Source organism: Teichococcus vastitatis, from assembly GCF_003604215.1.
Lineage (GTDB): Bacteria > Pseudomonadota > Alphaproteobacteria > Acetobacterales > Acetobacteraceae > Pseudoroseomonas > Pseudoroseomonas vastitatis.
On the sequence record NZ_QXGS01000030.1, the window covers coordinates 15921 to 36239 of the forward strand.

14 protein-coding genes are annotated in these 20319 nt (G+C 63.9%); 8 read left to right on the plus strand and 6 right to left on the minus strand.

Annotated features, from left to right (window positions below):
• Window positions 1-254: 254 nt before the first annotated feature.
• The 3 genes from D2K64_RS19130 to D2K64_RS19140 all read left to right on the plus strand — a co-directional run bounded on the left by D2K64_RS19130 (window position 255) and on the right by D2K64_RS19140 (window position 4738).
• Window positions 255-2240: a hypothetical protein gene (locus D2K64_RS19130; protein WP_157985945.1), complete on the plus strand. Its 1986-nt coding sequence runs from the start codon at window positions 255-257 to the stop codon at window positions 2238-2240.
• 86 nt (window positions 2241-2326) lie between these two features.
• Window positions 2327-3235 carry a TAXI family TRAP transporter solute-binding subunit gene (locus tag D2K64_RS19135; protein ID WP_120009984.1) on the plus strand — a complete coding sequence of 303 codons (909 nt, stop codon included), beginning with the start codon at window positions 2327-2329 and terminating at the stop codon, window positions 3233-3235.
• A 216-nt stretch (window positions 3236-3451) separates the two neighbouring features.
• On the plus strand, window positions 3452-4738 hold the full coding sequence (locus tag D2K64_RS19140) for a cystathionine gamma-synthase family protein (RefSeq protein ID WP_238384296.1): 1287 nt from the start codon (window positions 3452-3454) through the stop codon (window positions 4736-4738).
• A gap of 356 nt (window positions 4739-5094) precedes the next feature.
• Here the strand turns inward: D2K64_RS19140 and D2K64_RS19145 are convergent, their stop codons facing one another.
• Entirely contained in the window at window positions 5095-5313 is a 219-nt protein-coding gene (locus D2K64_RS19145) for a hypothetical protein (protein WP_120009986.1), read from the minus strand.
• A gap of 336 nt (window positions 5314-5649) precedes the next feature.
• Between D2K64_RS19145 and fumC the strand changes: the two genes are divergently transcribed.
• Entirely contained in the window at window positions 5650-7089 is a 1440-nt protein-coding gene (gene fumC / locus D2K64_RS19150; protein WP_120010000.1) for a class II fumarate hydratase, read from the plus strand.
• A gap of 769 nt (window positions 7090-7858) precedes the next feature.
• Here the strand turns inward: fumC and D2K64_RS19155 are convergent.
• The gene (locus tag D2K64_RS19155) at window positions 7859-8086 is read right to left on the minus strand and encodes a hypothetical protein (RefSeq protein ID WP_120009987.1); all 228 of its coding nucleotides are present in this window, start codon (window positions 8084-8086) and stop codon (window positions 7859-7861) included.
• A 329-nt stretch (window positions 8087-8415) separates the two neighbouring features.
• Here D2K64_RS19155 and D2K64_RS25600 point away from each other — a divergent pair, with 329 nt between their 5' ends.
• From D2K64_RS25600 to D2K64_RS19170, 3 genes are read left to right on the plus strand one after another with little or no spacing between them, the layout of a single operon-like run.
• Complete coding sequence (locus D2K64_RS25600) at window positions 8416-9183, plus strand: N-acyl amino acid synthase FeeM domain-containing protein (RefSeq protein WP_238384297.1); 768 nt, start codon at window positions 8416-8418, stop codon at window positions 9181-9183.
• 1 nt (window position 9184) lies between these two features.
• Window positions 9185-9754: a methyltransferase family protein gene (locus D2K64_RS19165; RefSeq protein WP_120009989.1), complete on the plus strand. Its 570-nt coding sequence runs from the start codon at window positions 9185-9187 to the stop codon at window positions 9752-9754.
• Window positions 9751-12057 carry a putative bifunctional diguanylate cyclase/phosphodiesterase gene (locus tag D2K64_RS19170; protein WP_120009990.1) on the plus strand — a complete coding sequence of 769 codons (2307 nt, stop codon included), beginning with the start codon at window positions 9751-9753 and terminating at the stop codon, window positions 12055-12057. Before D2K64_RS19165 ends, D2K64_RS19170 begins: the two co-directional genes overlap by 4 nt.
• A gap of 270 nt (window positions 12058-12327) precedes the next feature.
• On the opposite strand, the gene D2K64_RS19175 is transcribed toward D2K64_RS19170, so the two are convergent.
• From D2K64_RS19175 to D2K64_RS25980, 3 genes are all read right to left on the minus strand, one after another.
• On the minus strand, window positions 12328-13062 hold the full coding sequence (locus D2K64_RS19175; protein ID WP_157985947.1) for an OmpW/AlkL family protein: 735 nt from the start codon (window positions 13060-13062) through the stop codon (window positions 12328-12330).
• Window positions 13063-13354: 292 nt separating this feature from the next.
• Window positions 13355-14638 carry an MFS transporter gene (locus D2K64_RS19180; RefSeq protein ID WP_238384298.1) on the minus strand — a complete coding sequence of 428 codons (1284 nt, stop codon included), beginning with the start codon at window positions 14636-14638 and terminating at the stop codon, window positions 13355-13357.
• Window positions 14639-15116: 478 nt separating this feature from the next.
• The gene (locus D2K64_RS25980; RefSeq protein ID WP_120009993.1) at window positions 15117-15797 is read right to left on the minus strand and encodes a cold-shock protein; all 681 of its coding nucleotides are present in this window, start codon (window positions 15795-15797) and stop codon (window positions 15117-15119) included.
• A gap of 642 nt (window positions 15798-16439) precedes the next feature.
• On the opposite strand from D2K64_RS25980, the gene D2K64_RS19190 reads away from it, so the two are divergent.
• Window positions 16440-17645: an MFS transporter gene (locus D2K64_RS19190; protein ID WP_157985948.1), complete on the plus strand. Its 1206-nt coding sequence runs from the start codon at window positions 16440-16442 to the stop codon at window positions 17643-17645.
• 108 nt (window positions 17646-17753) lie between these two features.
• Here D2K64_RS19190 and D2K64_RS19195 read toward each other — a convergent pair whose 3' ends face one another.
• Window positions 17754-19895 carry an HWE histidine kinase domain-containing protein gene (locus D2K64_RS19195; RefSeq protein ID WP_157985949.1) on the minus strand — a complete coding sequence of 714 codons (2142 nt, stop codon included), beginning with the start codon at window positions 19893-19895 and terminating at the stop codon, window positions 17754-17756.
• Between the last annotated feature and the right edge of the window lie 424 nt (window positions 19896-20319).

Below are 20319 nucleotides of genomic sequence, written 5' to 3' on the forward strand. Positions count from 1 at the left end.
AATTCGACAGGTGGCGCCGGCCATCACTGATCTTGAGCGAAGCGCCTGATCCCGCAGATCCGGGAATATCGCTTCGCGCTCCATCCTGCCGGCAGCCGAGTCGGCATTCATCCCCGGAGATTTTCGAAGCGCTGCCTCGGCGATGTTCAGGAGGGAGAGCGCTTTCGGAGCCGGGAACGGGAAACTCGTCCCCCCGCTTCTCACCTTTTCTTGACTGGCGCGAGACCGAAACAAAATCCGACCATGTGCGGATCATGGCGATCCCACACCATACGCCTCTGCCGAGCAGCCATTCCGGCCCTTCCGGATCGGTGGACGCCGGCAGTGGCTCGCCGTCGCAGGCCGGCGGCCGGCTGGCGAGAATGCTTTATGTTCTCGGTTCGGGAAGTCTGCTGGGTGTCGGTGGCCTCGGATTTCTTTTCCTGCCGCATTGGCTGAGCCAGACGATCGAACTGCGGGATCTGCCATCCCCCACTCCGGCGGCCGCAGCTAGTGCCGCGCAATCTCCTGCGGCGAGGGCAGCGGTCCTTGTTTCGGAGGCTCCCGCGCAACCGAGCGAGACCTCGTCCGCAGCCGGGCAGGAGATCACTGACCTTCAGACCGAGATTGTTCAGCTTCTGGCCACTGCCGACCAACTGGATCTGGAACTGGCCCGACTCGAATCCAACTTTGCCACGCAGGACAGGGCCGCAGATCAGCCGACCGAGGCGGCACCGTCCATCGCCATGCCAGAGCTTCTGCCGCCGAGAACGCCCGGCTATCTCGACGATCCGGTCATGGCGGGACGTGACCTAGTCCTTCCATCGGCGCGCACGAACACCGATGGCGGAACAGCGTTGCCGCTTGCGGACGCCAGCGCTGCATCTGTCTCCGATCTCGCACCGCTTCCCGCGCCGCTGGACGACGTTCACGAGACGGAACTGGCCTCCGTCACGAATGACGTGGTGCTGTCAGGCGAGGCCGGATTTGCGGCGGGCCAGTCGATCCAGATCGTTTCCCGGCCGTCGCTGGATGCCTCGGACGCTGCTGGCGATGCACAATCGTCCGCTTCGTCAGACAAGTTGGACAGCGTCCTCCCTGATGATCGGCGGCAGGATGACCCTGCATCCATCGGCGACAGACTGCTTGCTCCGGCAACGCTTGTGGCTCTGGGCGACTCTGAGACCTTGTCCGACGTCCTGGGCGAGGCGTTTCCTGTTCAGGAACACCCGGAAAGCAGCGATCCGCCCGCACCAGCCGCCATCTATCCTGTTGAAGCACCTCCCCCGGTGATAACGGAGCCGGAAGAGCAGGCGCCGGTGCGAAGTGATATCATCGATGACACGGCTGCCGCTCGCGAGCCTTCGGAACGCGGTGCGGCGGATGCCGCTGCTGACGGCTACGTCGATGCGACGGCGCCGGAACGCACCGGCGGCACCAGCGCGACGGCGCCCGCATCGACGCCGCCGGCCTCCGCTTTCGATACGGTGACACCCGCTGCGTCCGTCGTGAGCCATCCGACGCTGAGCCGGGAGGAACAGCTGAGCCTGATCGGGCGTGCCGAAGAACAGCTGGCGAGCGGCAACGTCGCCGCGGCCCGCCTGCTGTACCAGCAGGCTGCGCTGGGCGGGAGCGGACGGGCCGCGGCGGCGCTCAGCCGGACCTATGCACCGGACTTCCTCCGCGGACTGGGAGCGAGCGAGGTTCCGTCCGACCCCCTGCTCGCGCTGGTCTGGGCCCGCCGGGCGGAAACGCTCGGCGCGGCCGAGCCCTCCCCGCCAGCAACGGTGCCGCGGCCGAACGCGGCACCTAGCGCCCAGGCAGCAGATCCGAGTTCCCCACCGTCGGCGCAACCGCCTGTCGCATCCCTCCCGCAGCCGCAGCCGCAACCGCAGGTTCAGACGCCGGCTGTTGAACAACCGACTTTGGCTGAGAACGCGGCCGCCGCTTCCGGCCGCGCTGCACCGCCGCGCCCCGTTCCGCCGCCGGCCGGGCTGGAGCGGATTCTCGCGCGAGCGGACGAGATGATGGCTCTGCGCGATGTTTCGGCGGCGCGCCGTCTTTACGCCTATGCCGCCGAAGCCGGCAACGGGCAGGCCGCAGCGGCGCTGGGGCGCAGCTATGATCCTGCTTATCTTCAAGATATCGGTGCCCAGGGCATACGGCCTGACCCGGTTCTGGCTGTACGCTGGTACCGGCAGGCCATTGCCCTAGGAGAAACGCAGGTCGCGCCCCTCCTGGCGCGCCTTCAGCCGCGCTGACGAAAGCAAGAACCCTGCAGGGAAGTTGAAGAATGGCGATTGGCGCATTGGGCCGGCGTGCGGCCCTAGCCACCGGGATTTGCGGCATGATCGGTGGCACGGCGGCCCGGGCTCAGGGCACCGCTCCGCGGCGCAGCGCGGCGGAGGCCACACGGGACGCCAATTTCGGCACGCTCGGGATGATCTCCGGCGGTGTCGATGGTACCTATATCCGCATTGCCACCGATCTGGCCGCGGTGCTGGATGATGGCGATTACCTGCGGATCCTGCCCGTGGTCGGAAAAGGTTCCCTGCAGAACATCTCAGATCTGCTCTACGTCCGCGGCATCGACATCGCCATCGTGCAGTCCGATGTGATGGCTGCCGCGACCCGTGACCGCCTGTTTCCCGGTGTCGGTCAGCTCGTGCAATACGTCGCCAAGCTGTACGATGAGGAATTCCATGTTCTCGCCCGGCGCGACATCGAACAGGTCGAGGACCTTGCCGGCCAACCGGTGAATGTTGATCTGCGCGGCAGTGGCACGGCGATGACCGCCTCTCTCGTTTTCGGCAGCCTGGGCGTCGCGGTGGAGGCCGTTCACGCTCCCCAAGATCTGGCGCTGGAGCGGCTGCGGCGTGGCGAGATCGCGGCGCTTGTCTATGTGGCTGGCAAGCCGACCCGGCTGTTCGGCGGCGTGCGGGCGGATGAAGGGCTGCATCTTCTGTCCCTTCCACTGGCGCCGCAATTGCTGCAGACCTATCTGCCGGCGTCGATCGAGCACGCCGACTACCCGAACCTCGTCGCGGAGGATCGTCCGGTACAGACGGTGGCTGTCGGAGCGGTGCTCGCGGTTTATGCGTGGAAGCCAGGCACGGAGCGGCACGGCAAACTCCTCCGCTTCCTGGAGCGCTTCAATCAGAAGTTTCCGGAGTTGCTGCAGCCTCCGCGGCATCCGAAATGGCGGGAAGTGACCTTGAGCGCCCAGGTTCCAGGCTGGACCCGCTTCAAGCCCTAGCCCGGTCCTGCACCCAGCTCGGCTCACAAGATCCTGGCGGAGCTGCGAAGAAGGCCGAAGGCGGGCATCCTTGGTGAAAGGCTGCTCCGCCTGCCGCCCCCCTGCTCCAGGCTGAACAGGATGCCTCAAGCGCTGCATCCCGCCATGCCCCCTGCGCGTTCCTGGAAGAGTTCATGTCGCGATGAATCGCGACCCTACTGCGCGGGACAGGCACAATTGGGCAAAGACCACAGTCGCGATGACCGGATCGGCAACCGGCGCCTCCATCCGGAAACGTTGATGCTCGGTTACGGCTACGATCCCCATCTTTCGGAAGGTGCCGTCAAGCCCCCCGTGTTCCTGACCTCAACCTTCGTGTTCCGGTCCGCCGAGGAAGGGAAAGAATATTTCGACGTTGTCGCGGGCCGGAAGCCGGTACCGCCCGGCGGTGCCGGCCTGGTCTATTCCCGCTTTAATCATCCGAACTCCGAGATCGTCGAGGATCGGCTGGCGGCCTTCGAAGCTGCCGAAGCGTCCCTGGTTTTCAGCTCGGGCATGTCGGCCATCGCCACCACGCTGCTGACCCATACTCGGCCCGGCGATGTCATCCTTCATTCTCAGCCCTTGTATGGCGGCACCGAAACCCTGTTGGCGCGCACCTTCTCGGATCGAGGTGTGCAAGCGCAGGGGTTTTCCGACGGCATCAGAAGCCAGGTGGTGGCACAAGCAGCCGGGCGTGCCATGGCTCAGGGCCGGGTCAGTGCCATCATGGTGGAAACACCCGCCAATCCGACGAACTCGCTGGTCGATCTATCCGTGGTCCGCGACGTGGCCGATCACATCGGGCAGTCCCAGGGGCACCGGCCGGTTGTTGTTTGCGACAACACGATGCTGGGTCCGGTGTTCCAGAAGCCTCTGGAGCATGGCGCGGACCTTTCCGTCTATAGCCTGACCAAATATGTGGGTGGCCATAGTGACCTGGTCGGAGGCGCCGTCACGGGCGCCCATCGTCACGTGCAGCCGATACGGCTTCTCAGGGGTGCCATCGGCACGCAGCTTGATCCCCATTCCTGCTGGATGGTCGGACGGTCACTCGAGACGCTGTCGCTCCGGATGCGCGAAGCAGCCCGCAATGCCCAGGTGGTCGCAGGTTTCTTGGTCAAACACCCGAAAGTCAACCGCGTGCATTCGCTCGACTTCCTGGCGGAGGGCAGCGAGGCTCGCCAAGTCTATCAGACACAATGCACCGGGCCGGGTTCGACCTTCAGCCTGGACATCAGGGGTGGGGAGGCCGCTGCCTTCCGGATGCTGAACGCGCTTCGGATCTTCAAGCTGGCTGTCAGCCTCGGCGGCACGGAATCCCTCGCCAGCCATCCCGCATCGACCACCCATTCCGGCGTGCCGCTGGAGGTTCGGGAACGACTCGCGGTAACCGACGGACTGGTGCGCCTTTCCATCGGGATCGAGCATCCGGACGACCTGATCGCCGATCTGGCACAGGCACTCGATGCGATCGACATGTGAGGGCCGCCAGGCTCATGGCATCATGGAGGGTGGTACAGGGTCCGGCTTGGGACGGACACGCCGCCATGGGCGGCTTGCCGATGGGATAGACATCTCGGTTGGCCGGCAGGACCCTTCGCCAGGACACGTGCCCCGACAGGCCGATGTTCAACCAGGCTCAGCCGAGTGGCTCGCGCCCAGGTGTGAAGAGGCCCTTCGCCATCGGACAGCGATGGGCGAGAGCTTCGCGTGCACGGGATCACCGGGCTAGGGACGCCCGAGCCCATGACCCTCGTCCCAGGCTGGAACACTCGGCTCCGTCCAAGCCCTTTACCTGTTGAAAGGGGGCTGACGGGATGATCGCGGCAGCTAGGCTGTTATTCCTCCGGGGGAAGAGCCTTCCTGACGTCAGCTTCGATCGCGCCGATGGCGGCACGCATGCCGGTCATCAGCCGCGCCGCCTCCAATGCGCTCAGGACCAGAAAGGGAGCATCCCTCTCATCCCGCATCTCGATGACGACAGAGCCGTCGCGATTGGCGAATGCTCGGAGTTCTCCCGTGAAGGGATCATCATCCGAGTATACGATCTCGGCCATGGTGCTCTCCTGATGACGGCGTCGCACCACTAGCCGCAGCGATCCCATGTGGGAAGTGCCTCTGCAACAGGCCAGGGCATCGCGTCACTCCCTCGCCGGAGATCGGCCCCTCGACGGAGGCAGCGCGCAGGAAAGATGGAGCGCCAAAGCCGGATCACGCACTGAGCGCCGCTTCGGAGGGTTGCTCCGGCAGTTGGGCGCAGGTCGCTCCCATCGGCCTGCCATTCCAGGTGGAGCATCGGTCCAGCGGTTCACGCGTTGATTCGCCATGGTGGGATGGGTGGTAATCCTTGCATGGATCTCCGACCTTACCTCCAGTTCGAAGCGGAGGATGAGATGGCACAACAGAGCAGCCCGGAGGCAGAATTCCGGATCGAGACCGATTCGATGGGTGAAATCCAGGTCCCCGCCGACCGCCTTTGGGGCGCCCAGACCCAGCGGTCGCGGGTGAATTTTCCCATCGGTGTCGACCGCTTCCGGTTCGGACGGCCGGTCATCCGTGCCCTCGGCATCCTGAAGAAAGCCGCAGCACTGGCGAATGCGGAACTCGATCAGCTGCCGCGGGACAAGGCCGACCTGATCGTCGGCGCGGCGGAGGAAGTGATCGACGGCCGCTGGGATGCCGAGTTCCCCCTGGTAGTGTTCCAGACAGGATCCGGCACTCAGACCAACATGAATGCGAACGAGGTCATCGCCAACCGGGCGATCCAGCTGGCAGGTGGCCAGTTGGGCTCCAAGAAGCCGGTGCATCCGAATGATGATGTGAACAGAAGCCAATCATCCAATGATACCTTCCCGACTGCCATGCACATCGCCGCGGTGGAGGTGATATCGGGCGTCGCCATCCTCGCCGTGCAGCGCCTGCGCGACACGCTGGATGGCAAGGCCCGGGAGTTCCGGGATGTTGTGATGGTGGGTCGTACCCATCTGCAGGACGCAACCCCGGTGACATTGGGTCAGGTGATCGGCGGCTGGGTGGCACAGCTGGACGATGCCACCGCCACGATCGAGCATGCCCTGCAAGGGCTCTACCGTCTGGCGATCGGCGGCACGGCGGTGGGCACCGGTTTGAACGCGCATCCCCGTTTTGGGGAAGCCGCCGCCCGCTGGATCGCAACGGAAACAGGCAAGCCTTTCGTGACCGCGCCCAACAAGTTCGCGGCGCTCTCCGCCCATGATGACCTGGTGAACTGCAGCGCGGCGCTGAGGACACTGGCAGGCGCCCTGATGAAGATCGCAAACGATGTTCGCTGGTACGCCTGCGGCCCCCGGGCCGGCTTCGCCGAATTACTGATCCCGGAGAATGAACCCGGGTCGTCCATCATGCCAGGAAAGGTCAACCCGACCCAGAGCGAGGCGATGACCATGGTCTGCGTGCAGGTGTATGGCAACGATGCGGCCGTCGCCTTCGCGGGAAGTCAGGGCAATTTCCAACTCAATGTCTACAAGCCGGTGATGGTCCACAATGTCCTGGAATCGGCTGAGCTGATCGCGGATGCCTGCGGTGCCTTCGATGAGCATTGTGCCCGCGGCATTCAGCCGAATGCGGAACGGATCCGCGAGCATCTGGACAATTCTCTGATGCTGGTGACTGCTCTGAATCCTCATATCGGCTACGAGAAATCCGCGAAGATCGCCATGACCGCGTATCGTGACAAGACGACCTTGCGGGAGGCCGCGCTGAAGCTGGGTCATGTCACTGGCGAAGAGTTCGACCGGTGGGTCCGCGCTGAGGAGATGACGGGCTCTCATGCGGATGCGCCGCGGACGTCCTGAAGCCCATCGTCTCAAGCTGGTGAGAGGCCATCGGATGCCTCTCCCACTTCCGATCCTTAGATGTTGTCGGAAACGTCTGAACTTCCCGTTGTCGCAAACCTCCGCTCCATGATGGTATCAATCGGCTCCTTTGGAGCAGCCCTCGACGTTCGACTGCCTTTCCCTGCGGACAGGAATTAATAACCCTGCAGGCGGACCGACGGGAGACATGCGGACGATCCCCTAACCTGCCGGGCGAGAGGAGGTAGGGAACTCGAAATGCCCGAGCTCCAGAGGGGCGGAGCCGTCCTACCCAGTATAGGCAAGGATGTTCGGCCGGCATCCGGGGCCGGTGACGAAGGGGTCGTGACCTCTCCGCAACGCTGCCGCCGCCGCCGGGATGCTGTGCTGATTTTGACGCTGGCTAGGGCTGCCCGCTTCGAGCCGATGACGTGCGGTCGGAACTGCCTGTGCTGTCGGTCCGCCGGTATGCCGAAGCTTGAAACGTCGTTGGGCCGATCGCAGCGAAATTGCCTAGCCGATCCACCCAAGGCTCATCGACAGCGCGTTCGGCGCCTGGCTGGTTCAGCCCTATCATCTCGGTGCTCGTATGCTCAATGCGACGTCGGATGGCTTGCCCGCGGGGATGCCTCCGATACGATCAAGCATACTGCCTTGATCACCAAAGGTCGCATCGCAGGCGTCGCAATTCCTGATGCCATCAGCCCTGCGTCCTCCAAGCGAAGGCGGCTCATGCGCGTTTGGAAGGTAAATCATAAATCTCAAGTACTCATGGCTCGCGGAGGTCCATGAATTCTGCTTCAAGCTCAATATAAGCCGCGTTAGGTTCCATCAGGCCACTATCAACAGCACCGTTCCGCCAGCCATGCAAGTATGAGCGGGTCAGAGCGGAGGCTTCACAAGTAATACCTTGGAAGCCATCCATGTACCCGCACATCACCTCTCCCTCATCCAATTCACGAAATTCTCGTATCGTTGCGATCGGTTCGAGGAACACCGGCAGCCTCTCCTGACATCGGCAGCATCGGTCCGAACGGCACTGACAGATGCTGCATCTCTACTCGTTGCGATAGTGCCACGAAATTTCATCGATGACGCTCGCAAAGGTAACCCGCACGAGTTAACGTTAAAGAGAGGACTCGGGCCTCCTTTTCCCGTCCATCCAGACATGGCTCGCCCACCGGGTCAGGTACGACCAGGGTAGGCCAACTGGCTCGGGAAGAAAACTACCCAACTTTCGCGCGACTTGCACGCGAGTAGCTGCCCTCCGGGTTCAGCGCAGATAGCGTCGGGTGGGGCTTGTCCCAAACACCCGAGGAAGATCTCATGTCATCGACCAACAACATCCCCCGCTCCTTCCATCAGGTCGGCCACCCAGTGGCGGCGACACCGCCCATCGCTGCGCGATTGGTTTCATCCCGCTCAGCGCGTGGCCAAGTGTACCACGCCAGGCTCGCAACGACGGACGGGGTCAGGAGCGACGCATACCGGATTCGCTATCGCAGTTACTTTGCGTCGGGCTATATACAACCGAACAGTTCCGGGTTCTTCTCAGACCGCTATGATGACATGCCGAATGCAAAGACGGTGGTGATCTATGACGGAAACCAAGCCGTGGCGTCCGTCCGCGTATGTCTGCTCAGTCGCGATACGGACGACACCTCTCCGGCATCGGATACCTTCCCAGACGAAGTGGCGGCGCTTTTGAACCTGGATGCGTCGGATTCGTTTTCCGGGCGCGCGATCGAGGTCAATCGCCTGGTTCGTGCTCCGGAAGCCGAAAATAACCAGGGTTTGGTTTTTCTGCTGTATCGCATGGCGGGCTATATATCCCTCTGCGCCCATACTCAGATTTACTTAGCATGCGTCCGGACGAACCATGCTCCTTTCTATCGCCGTCTTGGCTATGATGCTGCTTCGGCTCCACGCCCTTACCCCGGCTTGAGCTGCAATATGCAGCTGATGGCAAGCGACCGTGTTCGCTACGACAAGGTTCGGAACGCCGTTCCCATGATGGACCCGTTAACGGCAGCTACCGAGAACCTGGAAGGCTTCTTTGCGGGTGAACCTGTTACCCTGAAGCTGACCCGCTGACATGACGCAGGAGCCATTCATGTGGACCGTATTGACCATCATCAGCACGGCCGTGGCCTTCGTCTCCTTTGCCTGGGGCGTCAGGGGACATTTCCAGGTCGAAGGCCGCCTGCCGCCCGCAATGCGAGCTTTGTCGGCGTTCAGCCTGCTCGCTTTCGCTTCATTTCTCTGGATCATTGTCCAACACAGCGTACCGCCGGGCAGAGCCATGGCCACGGTTGTTCTGGCAACCGGTGCCACGGGCCTCTTCTGGTGGGCGGTGTCGACCACGCGCACGCGGCCTCCCGCCGTGGCCCACCAGCCCGGCACCCCGACCATGGTGCATGATGCAGGGCCCTATGCCCTGGTCCGGCACCCTTTCTACCTCTCCTACAGCATGCTCTGGTTGGGCACCGCGCTGGCAGCGGATGGTCTCCAATGGATTTTCGCCTTGGTTCTGATCGGCTGGTACTATGTCACGGCACGGGCTGAGGAGGAGCGTTTCGAGGCATCCGCCATCGCCGGTCCCTACGCACGCTACAAGGCGCGCACGGGCATGATCATCCCCAAGATCTTCGGGCGCGGCGGATGAAAGAGTCCCGACGCCGGCGTTTTTTCGCGGTGAAGGCCAGGGCCCGCATTCTGGTGCGGGCCGTGGTAGATCTGGTCCGCATCGCAAAGCCGGCGTCCGACCAAGAGGCGGCGGTCATGCACGACCATGCCTCGCTGCTTTATTTCCTGTCCCTCCTGTTCTCCGTCACCGGTGCTTTCAATGCGGCGGTGACATCCTTCGCTTTTTCGGGCCTTGAGTACCCGATCATCCTGGTGGTGGCGGCGTCCATTGTCGTGAACTACGCCGCCATCATCAGAATGGCTCTGTGCTGGCGCCGTGAACGGGATGATCTGCGCCTGATCGAGAGGATGCGCGGCCTCTTCACCTGCCTTGGGGTCGGCTGGGGGCTTCTGATCAGCCTCTATGCCTATTATGGGCCACCCGAGCGAAGCACGCTGCTTCTCGGGCTGGCGACCGGGGTGGTCTCGACCCCGATCGTGAGCGTCCCAAGCTCGGTCGCCTACGGTTTCTTCATCCCGAGTGCGATTCTCTGCGTGATCGCCGTCAGCTTCGTCATGTCTGGTGCCGATCCTTTCACTGCCATGGCGTTCACATCCTTCGCCTGTTACGCATCGGTCGGCATCTACCTGACCAACAAGACGTTTTCCGGCCGATCGGAAGCCCGCGCCGCGTTGCAGCGGGAGATCGAGACGGTGAGGGTGTTCCTGCGGGAATACGAGGAGGGATCACCGGACTGGCTCTGGGAAATCGATGCCGACGGGCTGATCCGGAAGGCCAATAGCAGCATGGCCTCCGCCATGGGTGTCTCTCCGGCGGATCTTCAGGGCCGTGAACTTCAGCTGCTGGTAACGAGCGACGACCACAACGAACGCGCGAACCTGGCGTCCCGCCTCAGGCAACGACTGCCGTTCCGCGACCTTCTCGTCTACCTTGAGCAAAGCGGGCGTAAGCGGTGGCTGAGGCTGACCGGCCACCCCATCTACAACGATCGCGGGTCAGCGACCGGGTTCCGCGGGATCGGTCGGGATGTCACGATCGCGCATGAGGCCGATCTGCGGATCGCTTTCATGGCGAAGCATGATGGCCTGACGGGCCTTCTCAACCGGCAATCCTTTCTTTCCACGCTGGCGGATCTCACAACCCGGGATCGCAGTTTCGGCCTGTTCTTGATCGATCTTGATGGCTTCAAAAGCATCAATGACACCTATGGTCACGGCGTCGGCGACAGCCTCCTGCAGTGGGTCGCGCAGCGGATCGAGCAATGTTTCGGAAGTGCTGCGGTGGTGGCCCGCCTCGGTGGAGACGAATTCGCGGTGCTGCTGCCCAGCCTGGACCGGGATCAGGCTGTTCCTTTGGCCCAGGCGCTCATCAGTAAGTTGAATCAGTCGTTTATCGGCGACAACATCATCATTTCGCCCGGGGCCAGCGTCGGCATCAGCCTGTTTCCTGACCATTCCCGTGATCACCAGAAGCTCATGCTCCAGGCCGACCTTGCGCTCTATAAGGCAAAGGAGGAGGGCAAGCGGACTGCGAGCCTGTTCGCCGATTGGATGGAACAGGAATACCATCAGAGGCTGAGCCAGGAAGCCGAGCTGCACCGGGCGATCACCAACGGGGAAATCATCCTCGCATACCAGCCGATCGTCGACATCAACACGGGCAGTGTCGTCGCCTGCGAGGCCTTGGCACGTTGGCAGCATCCGGTACGGGGCCTGCTGATGCCCAGCGAGTTCATCGCAACGGCCGAGCGCACGGACCTGATGGAGCGGCTCGGGGAACTTGTCCTACGGATTGCCTGTCGTGACGCCGCGGGATGGGAGCACCGCGTGCAGGTCAACGTGAACCTGTCGCCCCGGCAGCTGCGCCGTGGGCAGTTCCTGCAATTGCTTGCGGAAGCATTGGAAGAAAGCGGCCTGCCTGCCTCCCGCCTCGGTATCGAGGTGACGGAGAACGTCCTGTTGGATGGTGACGAGCGGACCTTGCAACAGCTTCGGGACATCCGTGCCTGCGGCGCCAAGCTGATCCTTGACGACTTCGGCAGCGGCTACTCGTCCTTGAGCTATCTGCAGGATATCGATGTGGATGGGATCAAGATCGACAAGGGCTTCACGAGAAAGCTCAATGCCCCAAAGGTCAGGGCCATCTGCCGGATGGTGGCGCGACTGGCCATGGACTTGAACATCTACGTGGTCGCGGAAGGTGTCGAGGAGCCCAGTCAACTCGAATGGCTGAAGCTCAACGGCATCCCGTTCGCGCAAGGATACCTTCTCGGATCTCCAGCGACCCGGCAACCGTCCCGCCAAGCTGAGTACCTGGCCTGAACAGCAGTTCGGCATCGTTCGCAGGCAGGAGGTCTGGACGAGGGCAATCAGGCTGCGTCGGCGTAACGAACCTTCTGCAACGTTGATCTCCGCTCGGCGGAGACCCCTGAGGCGTCGTCGGCAGGTCGGCTTTGATGACCCGGTGCAGGGCCGGCAGCAGTTTCAATCCCGCACCCGGTCGGCAATTCACGCACAGCGATGCGCCTGGACCTGGCCTCAGTGTCCGAAGGTGTGTCGTGACCCCAGGGTGAGGCGGTTCCCTGAAAGTGGTCAGAAATGATAGGAGATCCCAAAGGTCGCCACGAGAGGATTGGGGTGCACCTCAACACTCACCGGGAGCGGGCCCGCACCGGTCGGAGCAACGCCCTTCGCATCGAAGGACAGCCAGATCTTCCGGACATCGGCGTAGAATGAGAAGCGGTCCGTCAGCTTGAACTCAGCACCGGCTTGCAGGATCGGGCCGAAATTATCGGCCACCCGGAGTTCCGACATGGAGCCGCCAGAGGTGCCGAAGATGAACGTGTAGTCGAGCCCCACACCGATATAAGGGTCGATCCAGCTCCTGCCGAAAGGATGATACTGGAGACCGGCCATGACCGATCCATAGGTCACCTCGCGCAGCTTGCCGAGCTCCGCGAAGGCTCCCTCCCCCTTCAACGAAACCGTCGGCGGAACGCCGCTGAGCACTGACAGGCTCCAGTTCGGTGCGAACCTCCATCCCGCCTCGATGCTGCCCACGGCGTGTCTTCCGAAGGCGACCGAGGCGTCGGGAATGCTGACACCGTTGGAGCTGGCGCTGCCGCTCGTCTGGTAATCGGCAAAACCCAATCCCAGTCGAATGGAAAACGGGGCCTCATCGACATCGGTCACGCTCGTCGGGATCTGGGCGGGCCGGAGCGCGACGCTTTCACTGGCCGCAGCCGGACTGACGGCCATCATCAGCAAGCCACCTGCTGCCATCAGGCTAAGCTGCTGGTTGGCGATGTGGCAGAACCTGAACGTCATGGCGGCACTCCGAGGCCGGGGCCGAATGCCCATCACAGAGTTCTGATTGCGGCCAATCGCCGATCCGGATCTGCGGCTCTGGGTGTAGAGAAATCAACCCAACCGAAGAATGTCAATAACTCGTGATAGCTCAACCGCAGAATGTGGCGACGACTGGCGCTGGAAGCACAGGGAGCGCCCGGCTTCATCTACCAGCCATCTTTGCCACATCATCCGTGATCCTCGTGAGGAGCCTCGCCCTGTCCGGCCCGTTCACGAACACGCAGGCCGGTGCACCTCTCGGGCCCGAGGTTTATGCTGGGGCCAAGTGCACGCGACGGCGCAGCATCAGCGTGGTCACGATCGCCATATTGACCGCGTTCCAGATGACGCCATTCAGGAAAGCGGCCGCGTAGCTGCCGGTCACGTCGAAGATCACGCCAGAAAGCCAGCCGCCCAGCGCCATGCCTCCAAGGGTGGCCATCAGGACAATGCCCACCCGCATTCCGACTTCGGAGGCCGGGAAGCTTTCCCGCACGATCACCGCATAGGAGGGGACGATCCCACCCTGAACCAGTCCGAACAGCGCCGACAATGCAAAGAGCGAGGTGAGGCCGTCGAAGAACAGGAACAGCGACAACGCCGCCCCTTGCAGCACGGATCCCAGCATCAGCGTCGGCAGCCCGCCGATCAGGTCGGCGATGAAGCCCGACCCGATTCGGGAAACGATGCCGCAGGCCAGCATCACCGAGAGCATCTCGGCGCCCCGCGCGACGCCGTAGCCAAGGTCGCCGCAATAGGCGACGATATGCACCTGAGGCATTGCCATGGCCACGCAGCAGGCCACACCCGCACAACAGAGGATCGCCGTCAGCGCGTTCCGCGAGAGGCCAAGCGGCTTGGCCTCCCCGGGATGGCCGGCAAAGCCGTCGCCCCTGGACCCCGGTGCCCTCGCACGCAGCATCAGCGCGAGCGGCACCATCGTCACCAGGCAGATCGCGCCCACGGCCAGATGAGCCATGCGCCACCCATAGAAGCCGATCAGCCAGGTGAGCACAGGCGGCCAGACGGCGCCCGCCAGATAGTTGCCCGACGCCGCCAGGGCCACGGCGATGCCGCGTCGCCGCTGGAACCACAAGGAAGCATCGGCCACCAACGGCGCGAAGGCCGCGGACGCCCCCAGCATGCCGATCATCACGCCCTGTGCGAGCGTGTAGATGGCGAGACTCGGTGCGAGCCCAGCGGCCACGTAGCCCAACGCCAGCATCAGCGTCGCGCCCAGCAGCGGCCTCATCACGCCGTATCGATCAGCGAGGCGTCCCATGAGGATGCCACCGGCGCCGAAGCCCAGCATGGTTAAGGTATAGGGCAGTGATGCCGCACCGCGGGACACACCGAACTCGGCCTGCACATAAGGAAGGGTCACGATGACCGACCACATCCCGACTCCCCCCAGCGAGGAGAGGGCGATGATGGCGGAAAGGCGAATCCAGGCCGTCCGCGAGTCCAGGAGCTGCTGGCCCGTCACACCCGCCGTCCGGACATAAGAGCACGACCAGGCTGAGCACAGCAGATTGCCGGAGGGTTGCAGAGCCAAGGAGCGCCGGCTTGGCGGGGCGGCACACCGGACCGCGCCGGCACAGCGACCATCCTGATCGCACTGACCACATCCATGCCCGCCATTCTCCCCTAACATCCGCTCTTGTCACGATTGTTCCAGACGCAGTCCCGCGCGGCAAATCGATCAGCATCCGCAGGATGCCGGTGAGGCAGATGGCGCTGCAGCCGTTGACTGGGCGAAGACCAGGATCCGTCACACGCAAGGGCTCCGGCTCCGATCCGGACGCCAACAGGACCCGTTGGATGCCGCGGAGGCGGAAGGAGGTCGTGGGTTAATCCCGACCGATCTGCTGCCGATAGCGGCAGCCCGGAACATGATGGGGGTTCCGGCAAAGAACCAAGCTACACCTCCCTCAAGGAGGCCGAGGCCAGCCTAGATCAGTGTTCGACGATGCGCGCCTCCTGAAGGAAGGCCGCGCATCCTTGTTCAGTGCTTCCGGCTTCCCGGGTCAGCATCAGTCTGTTTCGAGCGAACCGACCTCCGGGCCCTTGGCGCCCTGCACCACCTGCATCCGGACCGGCTGGCCGTCCTGGAGCGCGGACAAGCCAGCCCGTTCCAGCGCGGTCGCGTGAACGAAAACGTCTTTTCCGCCATCCTGCGGGCTGATGAAGCCGAACCCCTTGTCGGGATTATACCACTTCACGATGCCCCTCATTTCAACGGCGGAGCTCAGGTCAACGGCCTGCCGGGGCTCCCGTGGCCGCGGGGATCTTGCCCGGAAACTGTCGCGCTGCGGCGCAGCCGGGCCGGCCGTGCTCTCGTCGACCGACACAACCTGATCGACCTGCCGCCCTTTCTGCCCCTGGCCCACCCGGACCTGCAGCGTCGCCCCGGGGCTGACCGCCTGGATGCCGGCGCTCTGCAGCGTGTTGGCGTGCAGGAAGGCATCGCCGGTGCCATCGGCAAGCTCGACGAAGCCGAAGCCTTTTTCGGAGTTGTACCACTTCACCGTCGCGGCAAGCTCGGGCGTCGCGGGTGCCCCACCGAAGCTTGGGAAGGTGGGAAAGCTCGGGCGGCCAGAATAGTCATCATCGTCGAAGGCGCGGCGGCGGGAGGGCCTCTGACGGTCGTTACGGGGAGGTGACACGGGCGGCACTTTCAGCTGTTGAACCCAACGGTACTCAGCCGGTAACATATCATAATTCCGGCTGCGGGTCATACCGCCGGGTACGGAAGATTTCGATTCTCTGGCGCCGTCGGATCTGTGGCCGAAGCGGCGCCGGTCGCCTAGCCAGCGCCTGAAGTGTTTGTCCTGAAGCCGTTTGGCGTTGAAGGCGGCGGAAACCTGCGTGATCCTTCGCGGCTGCCGGGAGATGTAACTGGCTCGCTAACCCCCCCGGTGGCGGCCGAGCCGGGTTCCCCAGATCGGCGGTGGATGCCATCGCGACGTTGAAGAACCGGCCTGCTCCGGCGGCACCGCATGTTCCTGCCCGGGAATGCTCGGGTCGTGCTGGCACCATTTCGAAGGACCTCAGCCCGCATGCGATCCGTCCGCCAGAGACGGCGCGTCAGGACGCCTGAGACGCTTATGCACTGGGCCGCCCACTCAGGACCCGGGGTCCTGCGCAGCACCGGCGGCAGAATGCCCGGCCCTCCTTGTCTCGGCGACGGCTTGCCAGACCTGGGCAATGTGCCGATGGTTCGGATGACGATCTTCTTCAACAATGAAACCGGCTGGAGGAACGGTGCCGCGCCGAATGCTGCCCAACGAGCAACATGAAAAAAGACACGCCTGAGGCTAAGCGGCCTCCGATCGCCGGAAGGGTGGAATCCTGAATTGAGAGCGCCACTGTGGGTCAGCGCGCTGATCGCGACCCTGATCGTTCAAACCGTCAGTTCCTTTGCTTCTCTCGCCGTTCCGCTTCTGGGCCCGCCCCTGATGACCCGGGCCGGCTTGCCGCCGGAAAGCATCGGCCTCGTCTCCGCACTGACCTCTGCCGGGATCTGCTGGTGCCTGGCATGCGGTGGACCCATGCTCAGCCACTACGGACCAGTTCGCACATTACAGATCGCCCTGGCCTGCATAGCGCTCGGCCTTTTCGCCTTGTTGTGGCCGTTCGGACTACTTGGCCTTCTGGGTGCCGTGGCCATCGGCTTCGGAGCCGGCCACAACACGCCGGCCGGCAGCCAGATCCTGGTTCGCGCCGCACCACCCCGGCACCGCACGCTGATCTTCTCGATCAAGCAAGCCGGCGTTCCCCTGGGTGGTGCTCTGGCAGGCTTGATGATGGCACCCCTGGTGCTGGCGCAGGGTCTTCCGGCAGCGCTGGGAACCGTGATCGGAGTCGCGCTGCTCACGATCCTGCTGGTTCAACCCTTTCGCGGGCAACTGGACCAGGACAGAGGCAAAGGCCGGCGCGACTGGGCGCGCGCGCTGCTCTCGCTGGCCATGCTGGCCCATTCGATCCGCACCCTGCGGGCGCATCCGTCGCTGCCGCTGCTGACAATCCTCGGGGCGTCGTTCTCCGTTCTGCAATCCTGCCTCATGGCCTTCACCGCCACCTATGCCATCACCCGCCACGGCGCATCCCTGGCCGAGGCCGGGCAGATCGTGGCGGTGATGCAGGGCGCCAGCATGGTAGGACGCATCCTGCTGGGATGGCTGGCCGACCGGATGGGTCATGCCTTGCGGCACCTCGCATTCCAAGCGGTGGCCTCAGCCCTGGCAGTCGGGCTGCTGGTCACGCTGGGCGATCGCGGCTCCTGGGCGCTTTACGGCTGCGCCGCCCTGGTCGGCGTTACCGCCATCGGCTGGAACGGCGTGCACATGGCGGAGCTGGCTCGCGTCGCGCCCCTGCCCCTGGTCGGAGACGTGACCTCCGCTGCCAGTCTCTTCGGCTTCGTCGGCTCGGTCTGTGGGCCGTTGGTATTCACGCTGGTGGTCAGCTGGAGCGGCAGCTATGACCTGGCCTTCCTGCTCATGGCGGGTCAACTGGCGCTTCTTGGCTTGGCCAGTGCAGCCTTCCTGCGACGTGTGAATTGACGGTCGACGGAATGGAAGCAGCCTTCTCGAAGATCCACTGATTCGTTGTCCGTCCAAGGAATCGGTCCGGTTGGTACGCTGCCGCCCGTGGAGCGGGCTGCATGGACCTCAGGATGACAGCCGCTGCACGGGCACCGCGATCAGGACCTCCAAGCCGAGATTGCCGGCCCAGTCGAAAGCGACGCTGCCTCCTAACTGCCCCTCGATACTCTGCCGGATGAGGGCTGTTCCGAATCCCTTCTTCTGCGGCCGGTCCGGGTCCGGGGCAGCCCGGCCCATCTCCTGCCAACGCAACAGCAGATCCTGCTGCCTGTCCGGCCCTGCGGCCACCGCCCACGACACGCGGACAGCACCTTGAGCAGCCGCCAACGCCCCGTGCCTCACCGCATTGGTCGCAAGCTCGTGCATCACGAGTGCCATTGCGCCGGCTGCGGCGGGTGCGATGGTGACGCCGGGGCCGGTCAGGGTGAAACGTGCATCAGGGCTGGCCTGCTCCTGCCGGACGGATGTTCCGAAGGGTCCCAGCACGGCGTCCAACACGTTCTCCAGCGTCGTATCCCTGAGCCCACGGGACACTCCCTCACCCACCGCATCGCGGACCAGGTCATGGGCCGAGGCCAGGGCACGGATGCGCCCGCACAAGGTATTTGCCATAGCCGTGGCATCGGCCGAGGCACGGGCCGTGAACTGAACAAGACTGTGGAACACCGCGAACTGGTTCTTGACCCGATGATCCAGCTCCCTGATCAGCAATTCCCTGGCCCGCTCGCCAACCTTCTGTTCGGTGATATCCTCGATGATGCCGCCGTAAGCGGGCGGGGCCTTGCCCACGCCACTTCCCTGGATGGTGCCCCTCACGCGAATCCAGCGGATCTCACTTTCCGACTTCCGCGTGATCCTGAACTCGGTGGCCCAGCCGCTCTGCTTCCGCCACGCATGCCGGAAGCTGTTGATCACGCTGCGCCGGTCCCCGGGGACGATGCAATCGAGCCATTCGCGGATGGTGACGGTTCCGGACAGCGCGGGATAGCCGAAGATCTTCCAGGCTTGCGATGAGCAGGTGATGACGTCGGACCGGCCTGTCACTTCCCAGGCGCCGATGCCTGCATCCTCGGTGGCGAAGCGCAGGCGCGCCTCGCTTTCGAAGAACGCGGCTTCGCGTGAGCGGATCGCATCCACCATGTCGCGCAAGGTCAAGGCCAGCATGCGGACTTCCGCGGGCCCACGGTTCAGTGGAGCGGTTTTCGCCGACGGGTTACTCTTCAAGTGTTCGGCAGTACGACTTAGGGCCTCAAGCGGATAAGCAATCCAGCCGGCCACGATCCAGCCGAGAACCACGGCCATGGCCGCCGCGATGCTTCCCCAGAACATCACTTGTTGTGCAAGCTCCCGTGCCGGCGCGAATGCCTGATGGGTTGGGCTGCTCACCGCCACGTTCCAACCGAGGCCGTGGAAGCCCTGATGTCCAACCGTCGCCGAGAAGCCCACGAGGGTGCTGGCCGGATCTCCTTTCTTCTCCTCGACGCTGCCACTGACCACACCCCTTTTCAGGGCGTCGAACACCCTGGGAGCCAGGATGTGCAGGCTTTCGGAGCTGCTCCGTTCGCTGCCGAGCAGGGGATGGCCCTGCGCTGAGAACACGAAGGCTTTTGCCCCCGAATGGCGCAGGGCGATCGGCCGCATCACGTCCCGCTCGATAGCCTCGGCCCATTCCCAGAACAGATGGGCCGCCACGACGCCGATCACCGTTCCATCCGCCGAGCGGACCGGTGCTGCGAGATCGACGAAGCGAGGAGGATTGGAGGCAGGACGCTGAAGAAGCGGCGCCATCAGCAAAGCATCATGAACGTCGGCGGCGACTGGAGCGACTTGGCCGCGGAGGAAGTAGTCGCGTTCCGAAACGTCAGCGCCTTCCAGCAGGCCGGAGCTACTCGCCAGGATGCGGCCGCTGGGAGAGATCAGGATGATCAGCGCGTAGAAGGGATAGGTTTCCTGCACGCGCCGCAGGACGGCCCGGCGGCTGTCCATCGAGGAAGCAGGATTGGCGATCGTGTCGAGCGACGCCATGATCTGGATCTCCCGCATCCGCTCGGCCAAGCCGCGGTCCAGCAGATCGGAAATGCGCTGCGCTGCGCCCTCGAACTCCGCACCGATGTCAGCACGGACCTGTCGGTCAGCCATGCGGCCGACAAGCAGCGACGAAGCAATCCCGGTTACCAGACACAGCAACCCACAGGCCAGGGCCAGCACCGCGCGAAGACCGAGCCGCCGCCAAGGCAGCAGCCGACTTGACGATCGGAGGAAACGCCGGCCAGGGCAGTGCCCAGGAGCTAGGCTGGCCGTGGATGCACCCTGTTCTCCGCCGCCGCTCACCACTTCCGCCACTCGAGGTTGTTGAGCGTCGGAAATGTACCCGCACAAGGCGATGGATAAAAGACATATCGCCTGCGGATTTCCCCGTCACAAGGTCCTCGCCTGCATTCCAAGGGAAGTACCCGGGCTAGATTAAGCCCACCCCGATGACGGGCGGCATCGGCCGGCTACACCTTTCTGACACTGCGGGAGAGAGGCTCCCCCAGCGTTGAAGGCAGCGAAGTGCTGGGGACCATGTTGGTCAGAGGTCGAGCAGTCGGGCGGGGCTGTCGCGGGTGATGCGGGCGCGGCGGCGGTAGGC

Bases quoted from the DNA above. Each gene is read 5' to 3' on its own strand.
- D2K64_RS19175 (WP_157985947.1), bottom strand. From the start codon at position 13,062: ATGACGTTCAGGTTCTGCCACATCGCCAACCAGCAGCTTAGCCTGATG.
- D2K64_RS19145 (WP_120009986.1), bottom strand. From the start codon at position 5,313: ATGGCCGAGATCGTATACTCGGATGATGATCCCTTCACGGGAGAACTC.
- D2K64_RS25600 (WP_238384297.1), top strand. From the start codon at position 8,416: ATGTCATCGACCAACAACATCCCCCGCTCCTTCCATCAGGTCGGCCAC.
- D2K64_RS19165 (WP_120009989.1), top strand. From the start codon at position 9,185: ATGACGCAGGAGCCATTCATGTGGACCGTATTGACCATCATCAGCACG.
- D2K64_RS19130 (WP_157985945.1), top strand. From the start codon at position 255: ATGGCGATCCCACACCATACGCCTCTGCCGAGCAGCCATTCCGGCCCT.
- fumC (WP_120010000.1), top strand. From the start codon at position 5,650: ATGGCACAACAGAGCAGCCCGGAGGCAGAATTCCGGATCGAGACCGAT.
- D2K64_RS19135 (WP_120009984.1), top strand. From the start codon at position 2,327: ATGATCGGTGGCACGGCGGCCCGGGCTCAGGGCACCGCTCCGCGGCGC.
- D2K64_RS25980 (WP_120009993.1), bottom strand. From the start codon at position 15,797: ATGTTACCGGCTGAGTACCGTTGGGTTCAACAGCTGAAAGTGCCGCCC.
- D2K64_RS19170 (WP_120009990.1), top strand. From the start codon at position 9,751: ATGAAAGAGTCCCGACGCCGGCGTTTTTTCGCGGTGAAGGCCAGGGCC.